General features: G+C 56.1%; 10 protein-coding genes. All 10 read left to right on the forward strand.

The features are described from left to right. The first annotated feature begins 10 nt into the window (after window positions 1–10). The 10 genes from NGM62_RS12380 (at window position 11) to NGM62_RS12425 (ending at window position 18,063) form a co-directional block, all read left to right on the forward strand. Window positions 11–1,132 (forward strand): FecR family protein, encoded by a 1,122-nt coding sequence (locus NGM62_RS12380; protein ID WP_262248370.1) that lies wholly within the window; start codon window positions 11–13, stop codon window positions 1,130–1,132. A gap of 158 nt (window positions 1,133–1,290) precedes the next feature. Next, on the forward strand, window positions 1,291–4,533 hold the full coding sequence (locus tag NGM62_RS12385) for a SusC/RagA family TonB-linked outer membrane protein (protein WP_262248372.1): 3,243 nt from the start codon (window positions 1,291–1,293) through the stop codon (window positions 4,531–4,533). A gap of 11 nt (window positions 4,534–4,544) precedes the next feature. Continuing rightward, window positions 4,545–6,056 carry a RagB/SusD family nutrient uptake outer membrane protein gene (locus NGM62_RS12390; RefSeq protein ID WP_262248373.1) on the forward strand — a complete coding sequence of 504 codons (1,512 nt, stop codon included), beginning with the start codon at window positions 4,545–4,547 and terminating at the stop codon, window positions 6,054–6,056. A gap of 11 nt (window positions 6,057–6,067) precedes the next feature. Next, on the forward strand, window positions 6,068–6,931 hold the full coding sequence (locus NGM62_RS12395; protein WP_262248375.1) for a PKD domain-containing protein: 864 nt from the start codon (window positions 6,068–6,070) through the stop codon (window positions 6,929–6,931). 16 nt (window positions 6,932–6,947) lie between these two features. Next, the gene (locus NGM62_RS12400) at window positions 6,948–8,063 is read left to right on the forward strand and encodes an acyltransferase family protein (protein WP_262248377.1); all 1,116 of its coding nucleotides are present in this window, start codon (window positions 6,948–6,950) and stop codon (window positions 8,061–8,063) included. Window positions 8,064–8,067: 4 nt separating this feature from the next. Beyond that, on the forward strand, window positions 8,068–9,624 hold the full coding sequence (locus NGM62_RS12405) for a DUF4832 domain-containing protein (RefSeq protein WP_262248378.1): 1,557 nt from the start codon (window positions 8,068–8,070) through the stop codon (window positions 9,622–9,624). 381 nt (window positions 9,625–10,005) lie between these two features. After that, on the forward strand, window positions 10,006–11,616 hold the full coding sequence (locus NGM62_RS12410; protein WP_262248380.1) for a DUF6377 domain-containing protein: 1,611 nt from the start codon (window positions 10,006–10,008) through the stop codon (window positions 11,614–11,616). A 201-nt stretch (window positions 11,617–11,817) separates the two neighbouring features. After that, window positions 11,818–14,736 (forward strand): SusC/RagA family TonB-linked outer membrane protein, encoded by a 2,919-nt coding sequence (locus NGM62_RS12415; RefSeq protein ID WP_262248382.1) that lies wholly within the window; start codon window positions 11,818–11,820, stop codon window positions 14,734–14,736. Window positions 14,737–14,746: 10 nt separating this feature from the next. Beyond that, the gene (locus tag NGM62_RS12420; RefSeq protein WP_262248383.1) at window positions 14,747–16,312 is read left to right on the forward strand and encodes a RagB/SusD family nutrient uptake outer membrane protein; all 1,566 of its coding nucleotides are present in this window, start codon (window positions 14,747–14,749) and stop codon (window positions 16,310–16,312) included. 26 nt (window positions 16,313–16,338) lie between these two features. After that, window positions 16,339–18,063 (forward strand): hypothetical protein, encoded by a 1,725-nt coding sequence (locus tag NGM62_RS12425; protein ID WP_262248385.1) that lies wholly within the window; start codon window positions 16,339–16,341, stop codon window positions 18,061–18,063. Window positions 18,064–18,157 lie beyond the last annotated feature (94 nt).

Raw genomic sequence — 18,157 nt, forward strand, 5'->3', positions numbered from 1 at the left:
ACAACCCAAGATGGACAAAACTGAATTTTATAAATTGCTTATCCAGCGGTATAAAAACAAAACCGCGACGGATGAAGAAATCGAGGTGTTTTTCCAGCTGATCCGCGAAGGGGCGCTCGAGGCCTCCCTCATGGATGAAATGGGGATCGATCTGGGCGATATCGTGGAGAAGAAACCGCGTGCCCGCCGCATTCGACCCTATTATGCTGCAGCCGCCGTGCTGTTGATCGGACTGGGTATCGCCTACTTCTTGCTGGATCGCCCATCCACGGCGTTAACGGAGTCTTCCTTGCCACTTGCGGCAAATGACGTACCTGCCGGTGGCAACCACGCCACGCTGACCCTGCCGGATGGCTCGCGCATCGCGTTGGACGACGTGGGGATCGGTGAATTGGTACAGGAGGCGGGGGTGCGGATAGCCAAAACCGAAGACGGGCAGCTGGTTTACCAAACAACACCGTATGCAGCTACCGGCGCCGACCGCGGGAGTGAGCATGCCCTTCACGAAATCAGTACCCCCCGGGGTGGCCAGTATCAGGTAGTGCTGCCCGATGGCAGCAAGGTTTGGCTCAATGCCGGCTCGCGCCTCCGGTTTCCAGCGGTTTTTGCCGCCGGTAGCCGGGAGGTGTTCCTCGAGGGCGAAGGTTTTTTTTCCGTGGCACACAACGACCAGCGGTTTATCGTCCGCACCGACGGCCAGCAGATCACCGTATTGGGCACCGAATTCAATGTGCGCGCACATCCGGATGAGCCGATGGTGCAGACCACCTTGTTACGAGGAAGCGTACAAGTCGACCTGAACAACCAGGGGGCAAGCCACATCCTTAAGCCCAATCAACAAGCGGTGGTAGACCGGCAAGCCCAGACGGTCCGTATTGAAGAGGTCGTCACATCCGAATACGCCGCTTGGAAAGACGGGTACTTCACCTTCCGCAACACGCCGTTGGCTACCGTGATGCAGGATGTCGCCCGATGGTACGACGTGAGCATTGATGCCGGCTCCTTACCAGACAAACGGCTGTACGCCGTGCTTCCCCGTGATGTTTCGCTGGCAACATTGCTCGAGATGATCGGGCTCACCAGCGGCATCGAGTTTGACTTAAAAGAAGGGAGGGTGTCTTTGGAACGATAATACAACCAAGGCAGGGGCCATAAAAACCGGAAGTGCGCGAACACCCCCGGTATGCATTAGGCAATCCCTGTCATCTGAATAGCAATCATTAACAAATAAACCACCTAATTCACAAATGTATGAAATTTAGCAAACATGCTTGTAGCATTTTCCTTGCCATGAAATTGACCCTTTTCTTTGTGCTTTGGTTCAGTCTGTATGCGTCTGCCGAAGCCCTGTCGCAGGAAGTCAGCCTGCGGGTGAAGAATGCTTCCCTGGAGGAGGTCCTGCAGGAAATCCGGAGCAAAACCGGGTTCACGTTCATCTATGACGCACAGTACCTGAGCCAGGCGACCCCCATTACGCTGAACCTCCGGGACCAGCCGGTGGAAGAAGCGCTTAAGGCCGTCTTTTCGGACCAGCCCTTCCGTTATGTCGTTCGGGAGAAGACCATCATCATTGTGCCGCGCGACGAAAGCTCTTCGGCCCAGCTTACCGTTACCGGCACCGTTACGGATGAGCGGGGCGAACCGATGCAGGGGGTAAGCGTGCTGGAGAAAGGCACCACCAACGGGACCTCCACCAATGAGCGAGGCGAATTCGCTCTCACCCTGCGTGGGCAAGGAGCCACGCTGGTTATCCAATCCATCGGGTATACCCCTCAAGAAGTCGCCGCCGGCGAATCCCCGTTGCACATCGTGCTGCAAAGCGCGGAGGAGCTCTTGGAAGAAGTGGTGGTCAGCGTTGGCTACAGCCAAGTGAAGGCCGAGGAGCTCACCAGTGCGGTGAGTGTGATAAAGGCCGACCAGCTGCAAGACGTTACGGCCAACAATGTGGGCACCATGCTCCAGGGCAAAATCCCCGGCCTGCAGGTCATCAACAGTTCGGGCCAGCCGGGGGCGGCACCCGAAATCCGGCTGCGGGGCGTTTCCTCCATCAATGCCTCCCAGCAACCGCTCGTGGTGGTAGACGGCATCATCGGCGGTAACTACGACCCCAACGACGTGGAGAGCGTCACCGTGCTGAAAGACGCAGGTGCCACCGCCATGTACGGCTCGCAGGCCAATGCCGGTGTACTGATCGTGACCACCAAGACGGCCACCCAAGACAAAAACATTTTTGAAGCCCGGTTGACCACCGGGGTCAAAACCGCCGATTTTGGCACCATGGAAATGATGGGTGGCGCCGAACTCTACGAACACCAGAAACAATTTTACCGCGACTACATCGTCGGCGGCGAAAACAACTCGTTCAAAATCGACCTCCTGAAATTCTACAACGAACGGCCGCTCGGACTCCGTGACCAGAATTTCAATTGGTTGAAAGAATCTTTCCGTCCGGCGCCGACCACCAATGCGTATGTATCGGTACGCGGAAAAACGGAGAAGAACAGCTACTATGCAGCAGTTTCCTACTACGACGAAACCGGTAGCTTTTTAAACACGGATTACAAGCGGCTCAACCTGCGGGCAAATACCGAATACCGGTTTTCGGAGCGGCTGAAGGTTCGCAATAACCTCAACCTGAGCGCCAGCATGGGCAGGAGCTACGACTATATGGATATGTACTACACCTTCCTCAACCTCCCGTGGGACGATCCCTATGACGAGGATGGCGCGGCGCGCTATGTAGACGGCAATGTCCCGTTCCGCTGGTGGTCGCGGGACAAAATCAATCCCGTGCATACCATTGAAAACTCCGACCATCCGTATAAGGGGTTTGATGCCAATTACGATTTTGTGCTGGAATATAAAATCATGCCGTGGCTTACGTTTTCATCGTCCAACCGGTTATCGGCCGGATACAACAAGGGCACCAACTATTTTTCACCCCTTGTTGCGGGTCAGTACCACGGCAGCGGCTTCCTGGATGAGACCAACTCGCTGTTCTACGGGGGCATCACCAACAACTTGCTCCGGTTCGATACCGCTTTCGGCCGCCATCACCTCAATGGCTTGGCAGGCGTTGCGTTGGAAGGCGGGCGCAGTGAATATTCCGGTGGTTCCGGCCGCGGGCTTCCCGAAGGCCTCCGTGTGCTCAACGTGGTCTCCAACAGCCAGATGTTGAACGGTTATTTTGACCGCTCCGCGCTCCAGTCGCTCATTTCACAGGTCAATTACAACTACGACGGCCGGTACTTCCTTACGGCATCTTACCGGGTAGACGGCTCATCGGCCTTCCCCGAAGGCAACCAATACGCCGGTTTCCCGGCCGTTTCCGGCGCCTGGTTTGTGAGCAACGAGCCATTTCTGGAAAACCACCCGGTGGTCAGCGCGCTGAAGCTGCGTGCCAGTTACGGGGTCACCGGTACGCAGGATATCGGCAGCACCCGGTTTCTGGGGCTATTTGCGCTGTCCAGCCAATATAATTCGGCTGTAGCCGCCATTCCTTACCAGCTGGCCAATCCCGGCCTCACCTGGGAAGGCAAGCACCAGTACAATGTGGGGCTGGACCTCTCGCTCTTCAAGCGGGTCAACTTAACGGTCGATGCCTACCGTAACGTCACCAAAGACCTGCTGCTGCAGGTATCCCAGCCGCCGTCCATCGGCTTTGAGGTCCGCTGGGAGAATGCGGGTAATGTAATCAACAAAGGGTTGGAAATCGGCATCGACGCCACTCCCGTGCAATCCAGCGATTGGGATTGGAACACGGGGCTGGTTGTCAGCTTCAACGACAACACCTTGTCGGGATTACCCAGTGAAATCATCCGCACCACGTCGCGCAGCGTTTCGCAGATTTACCGCAACGGTGGCCAGTTGTATGAATTTTACATGCCCAAGTGGGCCGGTGTGGATCCGCAGACGGGGGCGCCCTTGTGGGAAAAGCTGGTGTATGATACCGATGGTGCGGCCGTGGGCCGTGAGCTGACCTCCAATTACGCCGAAGCTACGCACCAAGAGGCCGGATCGGCATTGCCGCGCTACCAGGGCGGGTTCAACAACCTCCTGCGTTACCGCAATGTCAGTCTGCAGGTAAATACCGCGTTCAGCTATGGCAACCAAGTGTTCAGCAACGACCTGCGGTATGTCTTCAACGACGGGCACGAGCCCTACTATAACCAGATCAAGCGGCCCGAGGGCACGGTAATCTGGTCGAAGCCGGGAGACATCGCCACCGAGCCCAGCCCGCAGAATGCAGCCAATTCAGCGGAACCTTCATCCCGGTTCCTGATGGATGCGAGCTATTTCCGTATCCGAAACATTGCGCTTTCATACGACCTGCCCGGCACCACGGCCGGAAAACTCGGCCTTGCCGGGTTAACTGTGTCGTTGACCGCAGATAACGTATATACGTTTACCAATTTCCTGGGTCAGGACCCCCAGACATCCATTGTTTCAGAAAGCTGGACCATGCCCGGCGTTGCCGACTTCAAGTACCCGAACAACCGGCAGTTTCTGATCAGCATCAATTGTAGGTTTTAACGATAACGAACATGAAAATCCGTAATTATATCTTCGGCTTACTCTGCTGCCTGCTCGGCAGCAGCTGCGACCTCGTGGTGGAGCCCTCAGACTCCCTGACCACCGGCACCCTCGTTACCACCAGCGATGGCCTCCGGAATGCCCTGAACGGGGCATACTCCCTCTTCAAGGACCATGTTGAATTCAACGGGGTGGTCAGTGCCAACAACATGTACCTGCGCCAGTATTTCCAGCTATCCGACTTTGCCAGTGACGACATCGTGTGCGGCCAGGTGACCACCGATCCGCTGTGGTACAGTTTCACCCAAGACCACACCCCTACCCAGGCCAACACCCGGTTCTTCTGGTATATTTCATACAAAATCATCAATACGGTCAACACCGTCATCGACGCCGTTGAGCAGCAGGGTGAAACCAATGCCGAAACCGAGCAATTACTCGGCGAGTGTTACTTTCTACGCGCCCTCGCCCATTTCAACCTGGTGCGGCTGTTTGCAAAACCCTATACCCACGATCCGGGGGCTCCGGGTGTTATCCTTCGGCTATCGCTCGATGACCCTGCCGCCAAGGAACGCGCCACGGTGGATGAGGTATACCAGTCGGTCATCGCCGATGCCGAGCGGGGCGCTTCGCTGATGAACAGCCCACGTGGCACTCAATATGCTTCGAAAGAAGCTGCATGGGCGTTGCTTTCGCGGATATACCTGTATATGGAAGACCATGAGCAAACCATCCATTACGCCAACGAAGTCATCAATTCCGGCCGGTTTACGCTGGCGACATCTGATCAATACCCCACCCTGTTTCCCAATGCGGTTTCCGCCAGCGAGACCATTTTCTGTGTGGCTTTCACCAGCGTGGACGACTACGGCCGTGGGTCTATCGCTTCGATGGTCTACTCCGATGGCAACTCGGGATGGGGCGAGGAGTTTGCCTCCGCATCGCTACGTGCACTCATGGAAGGTACGCCCGAAGACATACGGTGGTCGTATATCGAGCCCTCTACAGATGAGTCCGGTGCGGTCCGTCTCCTGAACGGCATCCCCATTTATTACATCCGTAAATTCTCTTACCAGGATGGCAATCCCAACCTGAGTTCGCCCATCATGTTCCGCCTTGCGGAGCTCTACCTCAACCGGGCTGAAGCCTATGCCAAGAGCAATCGCGCTACCGAGGCGCTTGATGACCTTGACGCGATCCGCACCAACCGCGGCCTAGCTGACCACCTGTATAACGGGCAGACGCCCGGCGGCATGAGTGCGCTGGAAGCCGTGTGGCAGGAGCGGCGCATCGAGCTGGCATTCGAAGGGCACCGCGTGTTTGACCTTTACCGCAACAAGCAGGACCTGGTGCGCGATTACTGGGGGTACCACCTGGTGGGGTTGAGCGAGTCTGATATCGACCTATCGCGGAAACCCACCGGTTACGGCAATATCCGCCTGGACTGGCAGCATCCGCGGAGCATCTACCATATCCCTATCGACGAAGTATTGAGCAACCCTTCCATTACCCAAAATCCTTAATCGCAATTCCGATGAAAAAAATCAATCACATCATAGCAGTGCTTGCCATCGGGCTGATGGCGGGCGGCTGCACCAAGCTCCAGACCGTGCCGATGCCGGAAATAGATATATTGTTTGAGCTGGAGGTTGACGGGAACGAGGTCACTTTCACCAATAAGACCGTGGGTGCCGAAAACTACCGTTGGGAGTTCGGCGATGGCAACGAATCGGCCGAAGCGAACCCTACCCACCAGTATCCGGGCAAAGGCAAATACGTGGCCACGCTATACGCGTCACTTCCGGGCGGGAAAACCTACGAAGGCTCCACGGTGATCAACATTGCCAAAACATCGCCGGTACGGATGGATGACGGCGTGCTTACCGACTGGGATGCCGTTACGCAGCATGTGATCGACCCCGGTACAACGGGCGGTATCGTCAACGAGGTCAAGCTGGATTACGACGGCAACTATGTTTACCTGTACATCGACCTGGACACCCGGCCTGCCTCGGGAGATATTTTCGATTTTTACCTCGATACCGACAACAGCGGCGCTACGGGCCTGCTTACGGGTTCCTTCCCCGAAGGCGGCTATGATGTGCTGCTGGAAGGGCCGCTGCTGGCAGGTGGCCTCGATGTATTTTACCACGTCGGCGAACAGTCGGCATTCAGTTTTTCCCAGCAGACCATCGCTGATTATTACCTGCTGGGTGCGGTAGAAACATCAGGCACCAACACCCGTTTCGAAATGCGCCTCGAGCGTGGCAAGCTCAAATTCCTTACCGGCGCGGGCCTACGGCTGGGTATTACCGTCACCAAGAGCGACTGGTCTGCCACGCTCGGGCGGGCACCCGGCGAAGGGCAAGCAGGTTACGAGCTAACTATGGACGAATAACAACAGAAACACACCCATGGAACCAACAACCGCAAAACCACACGCCTCCCGGGTCGTATCGCTGGATGTGATGCGGGGACTGATCATGCTGCTGCTCGCGGCGGAAGCCTGCGGTGTATACGAGGCATTGGCCCACGTGTTCACCAGCGGGCCCGCGCATGCCCTGGTGGGCCAGTTTTTCCACCACGAGTGGCATGGGCTACTCGCGTGGGATCTGGTGCAACCCGGCTTCATGCTGATTGCCGGCACGTCGCTCTACTTATCGTGGAGCCGCAAATCCCAGCAGGGCATCAGCTGGTCAACCCATTTACGCGCCGTTGCGTGGCGGTCGCTCAAGCTATTTGCCTGCGGTGTGGCGCTCCATTGCGTCTACTCCGGGCAGCTTGTCTGGGAGCTGTGGAACGTATTGACCCAGCTTGCCGCCACCACGCTGATCGCCTACCTGATTATCCGGTGGCCCACAATGGGACAATTGCTGTTCAGCGTGGGGCTGCTCGTACTTACCGAGTGCCTGTACCGCTTTATTACCGCACCCGGCTTTGAGCAGCCCTTCGTTAAGGGCGAGAACTTCGGTGCTTATTTCGACCACCTCATCATGGGCAAGCACAACAGTGGCGGATGGGCCGCCATCAACTTCATCCCTACGGCGGCCCATACCATTTGGGGCGTGCTGGCCGGCAAGCTCATCGCGAGCAGCCAGCCAGCGGCCGCCCAAATCCGGAAACTGGTTTGGGCAGGGCTAGCCGGCCTACTGGTGGGTTACCTGCTCGACTGGTCGGCCGTTACCCCAATCATCAAGCGCATCAGCACCTCATCGTTCGTGCTCGTTTCGGGCGGCTACATCCTGCTGCTTATGGCCTTTTTGCGGTGGCTGGTAGACGTACGCGGGTACAACCGGTATGCATGGGTGTTCGTAGTTATCGGTATGAACCCGATTTTTATTTACCTGTTTTTCGAAACCGTTGGCAAGCAATGGTTCAACGGCACCGTCGGCATTTTCGTCGGTGGCGGGCTGGAGCTGCTTGCCGCACCGTCCGGACTCATTTCGATTGCGGTAGCGTTGGTTGCCCTGTTTTTAGAATGGCTGCTCTGCTACTGGCTGTACCAACGACGGATCTTTTTTAAACTTTAACCCCATGAGCAAATCACTCATCCTACCCATCATTGCCGGCATTGCGCTGCTGGTCGGCACCTTCCTGCTTTACGCCTGCACGCGGTCATCCGGCGAATTGCCGTTGGTACGTGGTGTCCGTGTTACCTATACTGAAAGCGACGCAGATTTCACCAACCCCGAACGCGGTTTTTACCGGTATTCCGAAACGCGCACCAGCCAGTTCACCCCGCTGGATGCCACGGAGCTGCGCGGGTACCGCAGCCCGCAGCAGCTCCCTTCTGCCAATTACGAAGTAGCCAGCACACTGGTATTCCGTTATTACATCCTGGATAATTTCCGCGATGGGCCCATTTCGGATGTCGTCCTCTCAGCATTGGGTACCGATATGGACGCGGTGCGGAGCGCGGGCGTCAAGATCATCCCCCGGTTTGTATATACCGTTACATCCATGGCAGGTGATTGCCCCGAAGGTTTCATCTGCCCCCCGTATGGCGATGCTCCCAAGGCCGTCGTCCTGGGCCAAATCGAGCAACTCAAACCCTTTTTCGAGCAGCATGCCGATGTGATCGCAAGCGTGCAGATGGGTTTCATCGGCACGTGGGGTGAACAGTATTATTCCGATTATTTCGGTGATCCTTCGGGCAACGGCGGGCAGGACTACCGCCTTACGGATACCAATTGGCAGGACCGTCTGGATGTGCTGCGGGCACTTCTGGAGGCCGTTCCGGACGACCGCATGGTGCAGGTACGTTATCCGCAGATCAAGCAACGCTATGTGTACGGCATCGATGCGCCTGTCGGTTCGGAACCCCTGTCGGCCGCCGAAGCTTTTACCGCTACCGATAAGGCGCGTATCGGCTTGCACAACGATTGCTTCCTTTCGGGGCCGAATGACATCGACACGTATGAAGACTATGGCAATAGTAGCCGTCCACGCAGTTCGGATGCAGCGGTGGTGACCACGTTGCGCAACTACATGAAAGAAGAGGGCCGATATGTTGTGGTCGGTGGCGAAACCTGCAGTGACGACTATGGCCCGCAGAACGACTGCGAATCGGCTGGCATCGCCCAACAGGAATTTGCAGACATGCATTACAGTTACCTCAACGCCCATTACAACAACGCGGTAAACAACGACTGGCAGGACGGCGGATGTATGGACGCCATCAAACGAAACCTCGGCTACCGGTTGGTGCTGAAAGAAGCTACCTTACCCGACCGGGCGTTCCGCGGTGCGGAAAGCCGGATCAGCCTACAACTCGTGAACAACGGGTATGCCGCGCCGTTCAATGCCCGGCCCCTGCGGTTGATATTGCGCAACCGGGCCGACGGATCGGCGATTTCGGTTCCCGTGCAACAGGATGTGCGTACCTGGCATACGGGCGCGGTACAGTTCACCGCGCAGGTGTTGATTCCGGATGACATCCCCGCGGGCACCTATGAATTACTGCTGCACCTGCCCGATGCGTACGAAAGCCTGGCAGACAAGCCCGAATACGCCATCAGACTGGCCAACGAAGAGGTGTGGGAAGAAGACACGGGGTATAACCGGCTGCATCACGATGTCGTGGTAAAGTAGTCTTTCTTTGGGTTTAAGAGGCACGATGTCAATTCGATGGGAATGATTTGTATGGCGGCACTGCCCGACGCAGCAGTCCCCGGACCCCTCCGTGGACTGCGCGTGGGCATACAAACCCATGGTCTTTAAGACAGCTAATAGGCTGTTATATCTTGGTTTTCCACGGTTAAAGGTACGAATATTTTGGATAAGTAGCCCTCAATCGTAAATTTCGCGCCAACCGACACCAACACCAAGTGAGAATCTCAGCAAAAAACTCGCGACTGCGGGGTCAAGCATCTACTTTTAGCGTAAATCGAACAACGATGAAAATAGCTGGGGATTAATGGTTCGACGGCTTGCCAGTCTTTTCTTATCTTTAGCAGCTCAAAGGAGCCTAGTATGATTTCTAAAACGCTTTCCTCGATTTGCGGTTTGCTGGTCGTTTCCACGACATTCGGTACGCCGTCCAAGCTTGACTCCTTATTGAAGGAGCTCGATCGGACTATCCACGCTGAAAAACAGTTGATGTCGACTAAAGAAAAACGAATCAACCGGCTGAAGCAATTGCTGCATTCAAGTACCAGTGTTGAAGCCAAGTTTAATATCTATGACCAGATTTTCGACGAGTATGAAGTATACATCTGCGACTCGGCATACCACTATGCCCAACTGATTTCTGAACTGGCCGGCCGGCACGGCAGTCAGCACTGGGCAAACGAAAGCAAACTGCAAACCTCCAGCATACTGACCACTTCGGGGATGTATCCGGAAGCTGTCGACATCCTTCGATCCGTTGGCAAAGGCCAGCTCTCGGGTGACCAACTAACCGACTACTACACCAATTTTTATCATGCCTACAATGAGTGGGGAGAATACGCCGAGTACGGTTATCGGCAGCAATACAAAAGCTTGGGCAGGGCCTATCAGGACTCGCTCCTGGCCATATTGCAGCCCGAGCACCGGTCCTACGCGTTTGAACATGCCTGGCGCGCCATCGAGAACGGGGATTATGAACGGGCCAACTCGCTCCTGTTCCAGCGGCTGCCCGTTACCGAGCCCAATACACGGGACTATTCCATCCTCACTTCCATGATCGGCATTTTGTTTTGGTACCTGGATGACATCGACCGGCACAAGGAGTATCTTGCTGTTTCGGCCATATCCGACATCAATGCGTCCATCATGGAAAACACCTCGTTACGGAGTTTAGCAAACGTGCTGTTTGGTGAAGGGGATTTGTCTCGTGCCAATGCTTACATCAAGAAGAGTCTGAACGATGCCAACTTCTATAATGCCCGGCTGCGCAGCATCCAGATTTCCAAGCTGTATCCCATCATTGAAAATGCCTATCAATTGGAGCGGCAGCAACGGCAGCGCGAGCTACAGACCCTGCTGGCGGTAATCAGCGTGCTCTCGGTCCTGTTGGCACTCACGGTGGTCTATATCATTATCCAATTCCGGAAACTTGCAGAGGCCCGGAAGCAAACCCTGTTGGCCAATGATCAACTCAAGGACAATAACCGATCACTTGCCGAAGCCAACCACATCAAGGAAGAATACCTGGGCCGGTTCCTTAACCTGTGTTCCACATACATTGAAAAAATGGAAACCCACCACCGCAGGCTGTATAAAACGGCCAAGGAGGGCAACCTGGCCGCCCTCACCGAAAAATTGAAGTCCAACACATTTATCGAGGAAGAGCTTGCCGAGTTTTACCAAAACTTCGACCACGCGTTCCTGAAGATATTTCCGCGTTTCATCGAACAGTTCAACGCGCTTTTGCACCGGGAAGACCACGTGATGCCCAAGCAGGGCGAAATCCTCAACGCCGAATTGCGGACGTTTGCCTTAATCCGGTTAGGCATCACGGATAGCCAGCGTATTGCGGAGTTTCTGCGGTACTCCATCACTACCATTTACAACTACCGGTCGAAGTTTCGGAACAAGGCCACCGTGCCACGCGAGCAATTCGAGGCCGCTGTCATGAAAATCAGCTCGTTTAATGCCTGAAATCTCATCGATGGTTTACTTTTTACACCGCACGTAACTTTACACACACCTAATAATCAACTATTTAAAGTTGATACAATCTTAATCGATTTACTTTTGACCTCACCGCCCCCAAAGCGGGGTGAACGTTTATATACCTTTGTCAGCAGCGATGCGAAGCCATCTGAGCTAACCAAAAGCGATTCATAAAACTATTTTACGATGAACAAAAACATTTATTTTTCCATTCTATTTTTCGTGGCCGTTTGGTTCCATGCCGTACCCGTCGTTGCGCAGACAGCTGTCAGCGGCCGGGTAACCGATGCGGCCAACGAACCCATCGGCGGGGCTACGATATCCGTGCAGGGAAGCACCATGCGGACCCTCAGTGACGACGCCGGGAATTTCGTCCTCCGCGATGCCGCCCCCGGAGCGGTGCTGCTTGTTTCTGCTGTGGGGTACGCCCCGTACGAGGCGACCGTGCCGTCCAGCGGCACTTTGCACATCACGCTCAGCCAGCAGGAGACGCTGTTGGACGAGATTGTCGTGGTGGGGTATGGCAGCATGGAGAAGAGCAAGATCACCAGTGCTATTACCAATGTCAAGGCCGAGGAGTTCAATCTGGGCAACATCAACAACCCGGCACAGCTGCTGCAGGGCAAGGTGGCGGGGCTCAGTATTGTGGCGCCGCAGGGCAACCCCAACGGCGAGTTCAACATCCGGCTCCGGGGCCTGTCTACCCTGGGTGCCAACACGCAGCCGCTGGTAATCATCGATGGCGTGGTCGGTGCAGACCTCAACAGCGTAGATCCCAATGACATCGCCACCATGGACGTATTGAAAGACGGCGGTGCCGCCGCCATCTATGGCACCCGCGGCTCCAGCGGTGTAATCATCATCACCACCAAGACCGGCAGCCGCGAGCACGCCAGCATCACGTACAACACCTATGGTGCTGCCGAGCAGATGGACCGGTCGCTGCCCATCATGAGCCGCAGCGAATACCTGGCCAATGGCGGCACAGACTATGGGGGCGATACCGACTGGATGGACGCCATTACCCGCACCGCATACTCCCATGTACACAACGTGTCGCTTTCGGGCGGCACCCCGCAGTTTACCTACATGGGGTCGCTCAATTACCGGAATATCAACGGCATTGTCAACCGTACGGGTAATGAGCAATTGAACGGCCGGCTGAACCTCACCCAACGGGCGTGGGACGACCGACTGACCCTCAACCTCAACCTCTCGCTCAATTCGCGTGACGCCCAACTGGGGTTTGACGATGTCTTCCGTTCGGCGATTATCATGCCACCCACGGCACCGGTGACGAGCACCGACCCCGAGTATGCCGCCTACGGGGGATATTTCCAGAACCGTGCCCACGAGCTTTTCAACCCTGTCGCTATCATCGATCAAAACACGCGCGACCAGCGCAGCACGCGGGCCCTCTACAACCTGCAGGGCGACCTGAAGATCGTTGACGGGCTTACGGCCAGTGCCCGCGTTGCCCGCACGGACGAAAAGATCGACGGGGGCAGCTACATCAGCCGCTACAGCCTGTATGGCAGCGGCCTGGACCGGACGGGGCTTGCTTCGCAGAGTGCCTATCAAAACCAAAGCGACCTGTTTGAGCTGACGGGCAATTACATCCGCCGTTTCGACCGGTTGGATTTCAACCTGCTCGGCGGCTACTCGTACCAGCAGTTCTCTTCGCAGCATGCTTTTACTGAGGCGGGTAATTTCCTGACGGACGAGTTTTCGTATCACAACATCGCCGCCGCACGGGATTTTGCCGATGGCCTTGCCAAGGGCGAAAGCTTCAAGGAGAGCAGCAAGCTGATTGCATTCTTCGCGCGGGCCAACCTGAACTATGCCGACACCTACTTCCTCTCGGCCACCCTGCGCAGGGAGGGGTCGTCGCGGTTTGGCGCGGGCAACCAATGGGGCAACTTTGTGGGGCTGAGCGGCGGCATAGATGTGAGTCGGCTCGTTTCCATTCCACGTGTGAACCAGTTGAAAGTACGGGGCAGCTACGGTGTAACGGGTGCTCTCCCTGAGCAAAGCTACCTGTCGCAGCAGATTTACGGGCCGGGTTCTACGCTCACCTACTTCCTCTTCAACGACCGCTTCACTCCGGTATATTCGCCTCAGAGTAACCCCAATCCCAACCTCAAGTGGGAGAAGAAAGAAGAGATTAACCTTGGAGTGGATGTCGGCCTGTTCGATTCACGCCTCATCGCCACCCTGGATGTATACAATCGGCGTACAACCGATGCCCTGATCCGGCTGAATGTGCCTGTACCCCCCAACCTGTATCCCACCACGGTACTCAACGCGGGCGAGCTCCGCAACCGGGGTTTGGAAGTATCGGTTGTGGGCGATATCATCCGCCGGCCTGATTTCAGCTGGCAGAGCCGCATCACCTATGCGACCAACAGTGCCCGTGTCATATCCCTCTCACTGGGTGATATCCGCTACGGTACGCGTGACGTCGGTGGACTGCCCGCACCCCTCACCGGCAATGTGGTACGCGTACAGGAGGGCCGCCCCATCGGGCAGATGATCGGCTGGATATACGAAGGCGTAGCCGACGACGGCAGTTACATCATCCGGGACCTCGATAACAGCGGCGATATCAACGAGCAGGATTTCGGGATCATCGGCCGGGGTCTGCCCAAGGGCGAGTTCGGCTTCGGCAACAACTTCCGATACAAGCACCTCGATTTGAACATCTTTTTCAGGGGTGTGTATGGCCACGACCTGGTCAACCTGCACCGCACCATGTTTGAGCAGGTATCGCGCATCACTACCTACAACCTGATCAAGACGAAGCACTTCGATCCGGCGTATACCGGCCCGGTAGCCTACAACAGCCACTACGTGGAAAACGGGTCGTTCATCAAGTTGGACCACCTGTCGCTGGGCTACACCATCCAACTGCCGGCGCGGTCACTGATCTCTTCTGCGCGTATCCAACTTACGGGGCAGAACCTGTTCTACATCACCGGCTATTCGGGCGTCGATCCCGAGCCACGCTACAGCTACGACAACAATGTGCTGGCCCCGGGTGTGGAGCCGCTGAACAGCTGGGTTACCACCCGTACATTCACCCTTGGCGCAAACTTCACCTTTTAAATCCACGATCATGAAATGTACCAACTATCTACACCATATCATCCACACCAAGGCTGCCCTGCGGGCACTGCTGCTGGGTGCCTTCCTTTGTCCGGTGGTGTCTTGCACCGACCTTGATGAACAGCTCTACAGCCAACTGAACAACGAAAATTTCCTTAAGAACGAAGAGGAAGTCCTATCTGCGCTGGGCGCTGCTTACAGTGGCCTGCGCACCTTCCAGAAGTTTGACAACATGTGGACGGTCTACTGCACGGGCGACGAAGCCGTGGTACCCGGCCGTACCGGGGGCGATTGGGCCGGCGATGGGCAGGACCAGCAGATGACGGACCATAAGTGGACGGTCAACAACCGCTTCTTCCGGGGATCCTGGGAGCAGTTTTTTGCGCAGGTGAACGCCTGCAACCGGCTCATCTACCAGCTGGAACAACTCGATGCCACGGCCTATGCGAGCTACATCTCCGAGGTCAAGGTTGTCCGGGCGCTCTGGTACCTCTGGCTCATCGATTTCTGGGGCAATGTGCCCATCGTAGACCGCTTTGACGTGGCTCAGGACTATCTTCCTGCTACAAGTACCCGTAGCGAGGTTTTCGATTTCATCGAAAGTGAAATCGTGGGCAACCTCGCCAACCTGAGCAAGGAAAAGAGCAGCACCACCTATGCCCGGGCCGACTATTGGACGGCGCAAGCCATCCTGGCCAAGCTCTACCTCAATGCCGAGGTCTACACCGGCACTGCGCAGTGGCAGAAAGCATTGGCCGCGTGCAATGAAATCATCGGGTCGGGGCAGTTCAACATGTCCAACACCTATGGCGAGAATTTCATTTCGAAGAATGAGAATTCGCCGGAGGCCATCTTCGCAATCCCGTTTGATGCCATCTATACCCAATGGGAATGGATCCTCCCGATCGTATCCCTCCATTATTCCAGCCAGCAGACGTTCAATATAACCAATGGGCCGTGGAACGGGCTATCCGTGCAGACCGATTTCTTCTTTTTGTACGAAGACGCCGATGTGCGCAAGGAGCACAACTTCCTGTGGGGGCCGCAGTACACGGCTACCGGTGCTCCCTTGCTCGACCCCGGCTACGAGCGTGACCCGGCCGTAGATCCCGATGGCGCGCAGATCCATTTCACTCCCACATTCAACTCGCTGTACAACACCGCACGCCAATCCGGCGTACGCATCAAGAAATGGGAAATCGAAATGGGGGGCAATGGATTCCCCAGCAGCGATTTCGCCGTGTTCCGCTATTCAGACATCCTGCTCATGAAAGCCGAGATCCTGTGGCGCCTCAATGCGGCGGATGCGGAGGCCCTTGCGCTGGTGAACCAAATCCGGGAGCGTGCGGGCGTCGAACCCTTTGCATCGCTCAACGCGGAGCGCGTGCTCAACGAGCGCGGCCGCGAGCTTTTCCTTGAGGGGTGGCGCCGGTCGGACCTCATCCGTTTCGGGCGGTACAATGATGCCACCGTTTTGAGGCCTTACGTCAGCGAGCCCTACAAACAGCTTTATCCCATACCGCAAGATCAGATTGCGGCCAACCCCAATCTCAAACAGAACCCAGGTTATAACTAATTTTCATAAGTTACACATTCCCTACTATGCGTCATTTCCATTATTTCTTCCGCTTTTCCTTTTTAGCCGTACTTTTCATGGTCCATCAGGGGGCCATCGCCCACGACAGCCCGCACACCCGCAAGGGTGCGGGGCCCAAATACTGGATTGCCTATGAGCAGTGCTGGATCACCAACAGCCCAATCACCGAAGACCGCTGGCAGAAAAACATCGACTGGATGGCCCAGACGTTCAAGGCATATGGGTTTGATATGATCTGCAACGACGGATGGATAGAAGCCGCACAGACGATCGATGCCAATGGTTACATCACCAAATACAACGACGATTGGGAACATACCTTTTCGCACTGGTCGCGGTACGTGCAGCAAAAGGGCATGAAACTGGGCGTTTACTACAACCCCATGTGGATGACCAAGGCGGCCTATGATCAAAATGTGACTGTCCAGGGCACCTCCTACAAAGCACAGGACATTGCCGGCAGCATTTCATTCAACGAACCCCTGTATTGGGTAGATACGGACAAGCCCGGGGCCAAGGAGTGGATACAGGGGTACGTGCAGCATTTCATCGACATCGGTGCCACATACCTCCGCATCGATTTCCTGGAAAACTACGAGCGCAACTACGGTACCACCAAATACCGGCAGGCCCTCGCCTGGATCAAGGAGGCCGCAGGTGACCAGCTGTTTCTCAGCTTGGTCATGCCCAACTGTTACCACCACGGGGAGACCGAGCTGGCATACGGTGATATGATCCGCATCGATGACGATTGCTTCGATGGTGGTTGGGATTTCGTGAGCGGCCGGCGGCGTGGAGAACAGCGGCCCATCTGGCCGCAATACGGCAATGCGTTCGACGGGTTCATCGGTTTTTCGGATATCGGTGGCCGCGGGCAGCTGATCCTGGATGGCGATTTCATGCGCATGAACACGATGGCGACCGATGAGGAGCGTAAATTTATGATTTCGCTTATGGTAATAGGCGGTTCCGCACTGGCCATTGCCGACCAATACGATACCATCGACGGGCACGAGTGGGTGTACCAAAACGAAGAACTGCTGGTGCTCAACGAGCAGGGGTTGGTCTGCAAACCGCTGAGCAACGACCCGAAAGACGTCGCTGCAAGCTCCACGTGGATAGGGCAGCTGCCCAACGGGGATTGGATCGTGGGCTTGTTCAACCGCGAGGACACCCCTCAGTTGCGCAAGGTGGATTTCGCCCGTGATCTGGGGCTGGCAGCCGGGGAAGTGACCCGCATCCGCGACCTTTGGGCGCATACCGATCTGGATAGCGCCGCAGGTGGATTTGCGAATACACTGGCGCCGCATTCCTGCCAGATCCTCCGCATTACGGCTGTCGGGCAGCGCTACGAGGCCGAGGTAGCCTCCCATATTGGCGGTGCACGCAAAGGTAGCACCCATTTCGGCCATAGCGGTATAGCGTATGTGGATATACTTGCTGCTGACGACGCCCAAACACTGTTTGCCATCGAGGTGGCCGACGGTGGTACCCATACCCTTGGCCTGCGTTATGGTACCAGCACCGCTGAGGCGGCTGCCTGCATGGTTACCGTCAACGACGGAAAATCCCATCGATTGGCGCTGCCAGCATCGCTGCTGCCCGGCACGTGGCAGCACGCAACCCACGAGATTATGCTTCGACCCGGGGTCAATTACCTCAGCGTAGCGAGCACCGGAGACCGTGGGCATACCTTCCTATTGGATTTCATAGAGGTAGATGCGAAGTAAGATGCCGCCTTTTGGCCTTTTTACCGGGATATGGTGGTATATCGCCGGGGTAGGGCACGGATGACGCGCGGGTGACGGATAAGGGAAGGTGCAC

The organism is Parapedobacter soli, assembly GCF_025460835.1.
Classification (GTDB): Bacteria; Bacteroidota; Bacteroidia; order Sphingobacteriales; family Sphingobacteriaceae; genus Parapedobacter; species Parapedobacter soli.

Coding starts and splice junctions, on each gene's coding strand:
- NGM62_RS12380 (WP_262248370.1), top strand. CDS start 11: ATGGACAAAACTGAATTTTATAAATTGCTTATCCAGCGGTATAAAAAC.
- NGM62_RS12385 (WP_262248372.1), top strand. CDS start 1,291: ATGAAATTGACCCTTTTCTTTGTGCTTTGGTTCAGTCTGTATGCGTCT.
- NGM62_RS12390 (WP_262248373.1), top strand. CDS start 4,545: ATGAAAATCCGTAATTATATCTTCGGCTTACTCTGCTGCCTGCTCGGC.
- NGM62_RS12395 (WP_262248375.1), top strand. CDS start 6,068: ATGAAAAAAATCAATCACATCATAGCAGTGCTTGCCATCGGGCTGATG.
- NGM62_RS12400 (WP_262248377.1), top strand. CDS start 6,948: ATGGAACCAACAACCGCAAAACCACACGCCTCCCGGGTCGTATCGCTG.
- NGM62_RS12405 (WP_262248378.1), top strand. CDS start 8,068: ATGAGCAAATCACTCATCCTACCCATCATTGCCGGCATTGCGCTGCTG.
- NGM62_RS12410 (WP_262248380.1), top strand. CDS start 10,006: ATGATTTCTAAAACGCTTTCCTCGATTTGCGGTTTGCTGGTCGTTTCC.
- NGM62_RS12415 (WP_262248382.1), top strand. CDS start 11,818: ATGAACAAAAACATTTATTTTTCCATTCTATTTTTCGTGGCCGTTTGG.
- NGM62_RS12420 (WP_262248383.1), top strand. CDS start 14,747: ATGAAATGTACCAACTATCTACACCATATCATCCACACCAAGGCTGCC.
- NGM62_RS12425 (WP_262248385.1), top strand. CDS start 16,339: ATGCGTCATTTCCATTATTTCTTCCGCTTTTCCTTTTTAGCCGTACTT.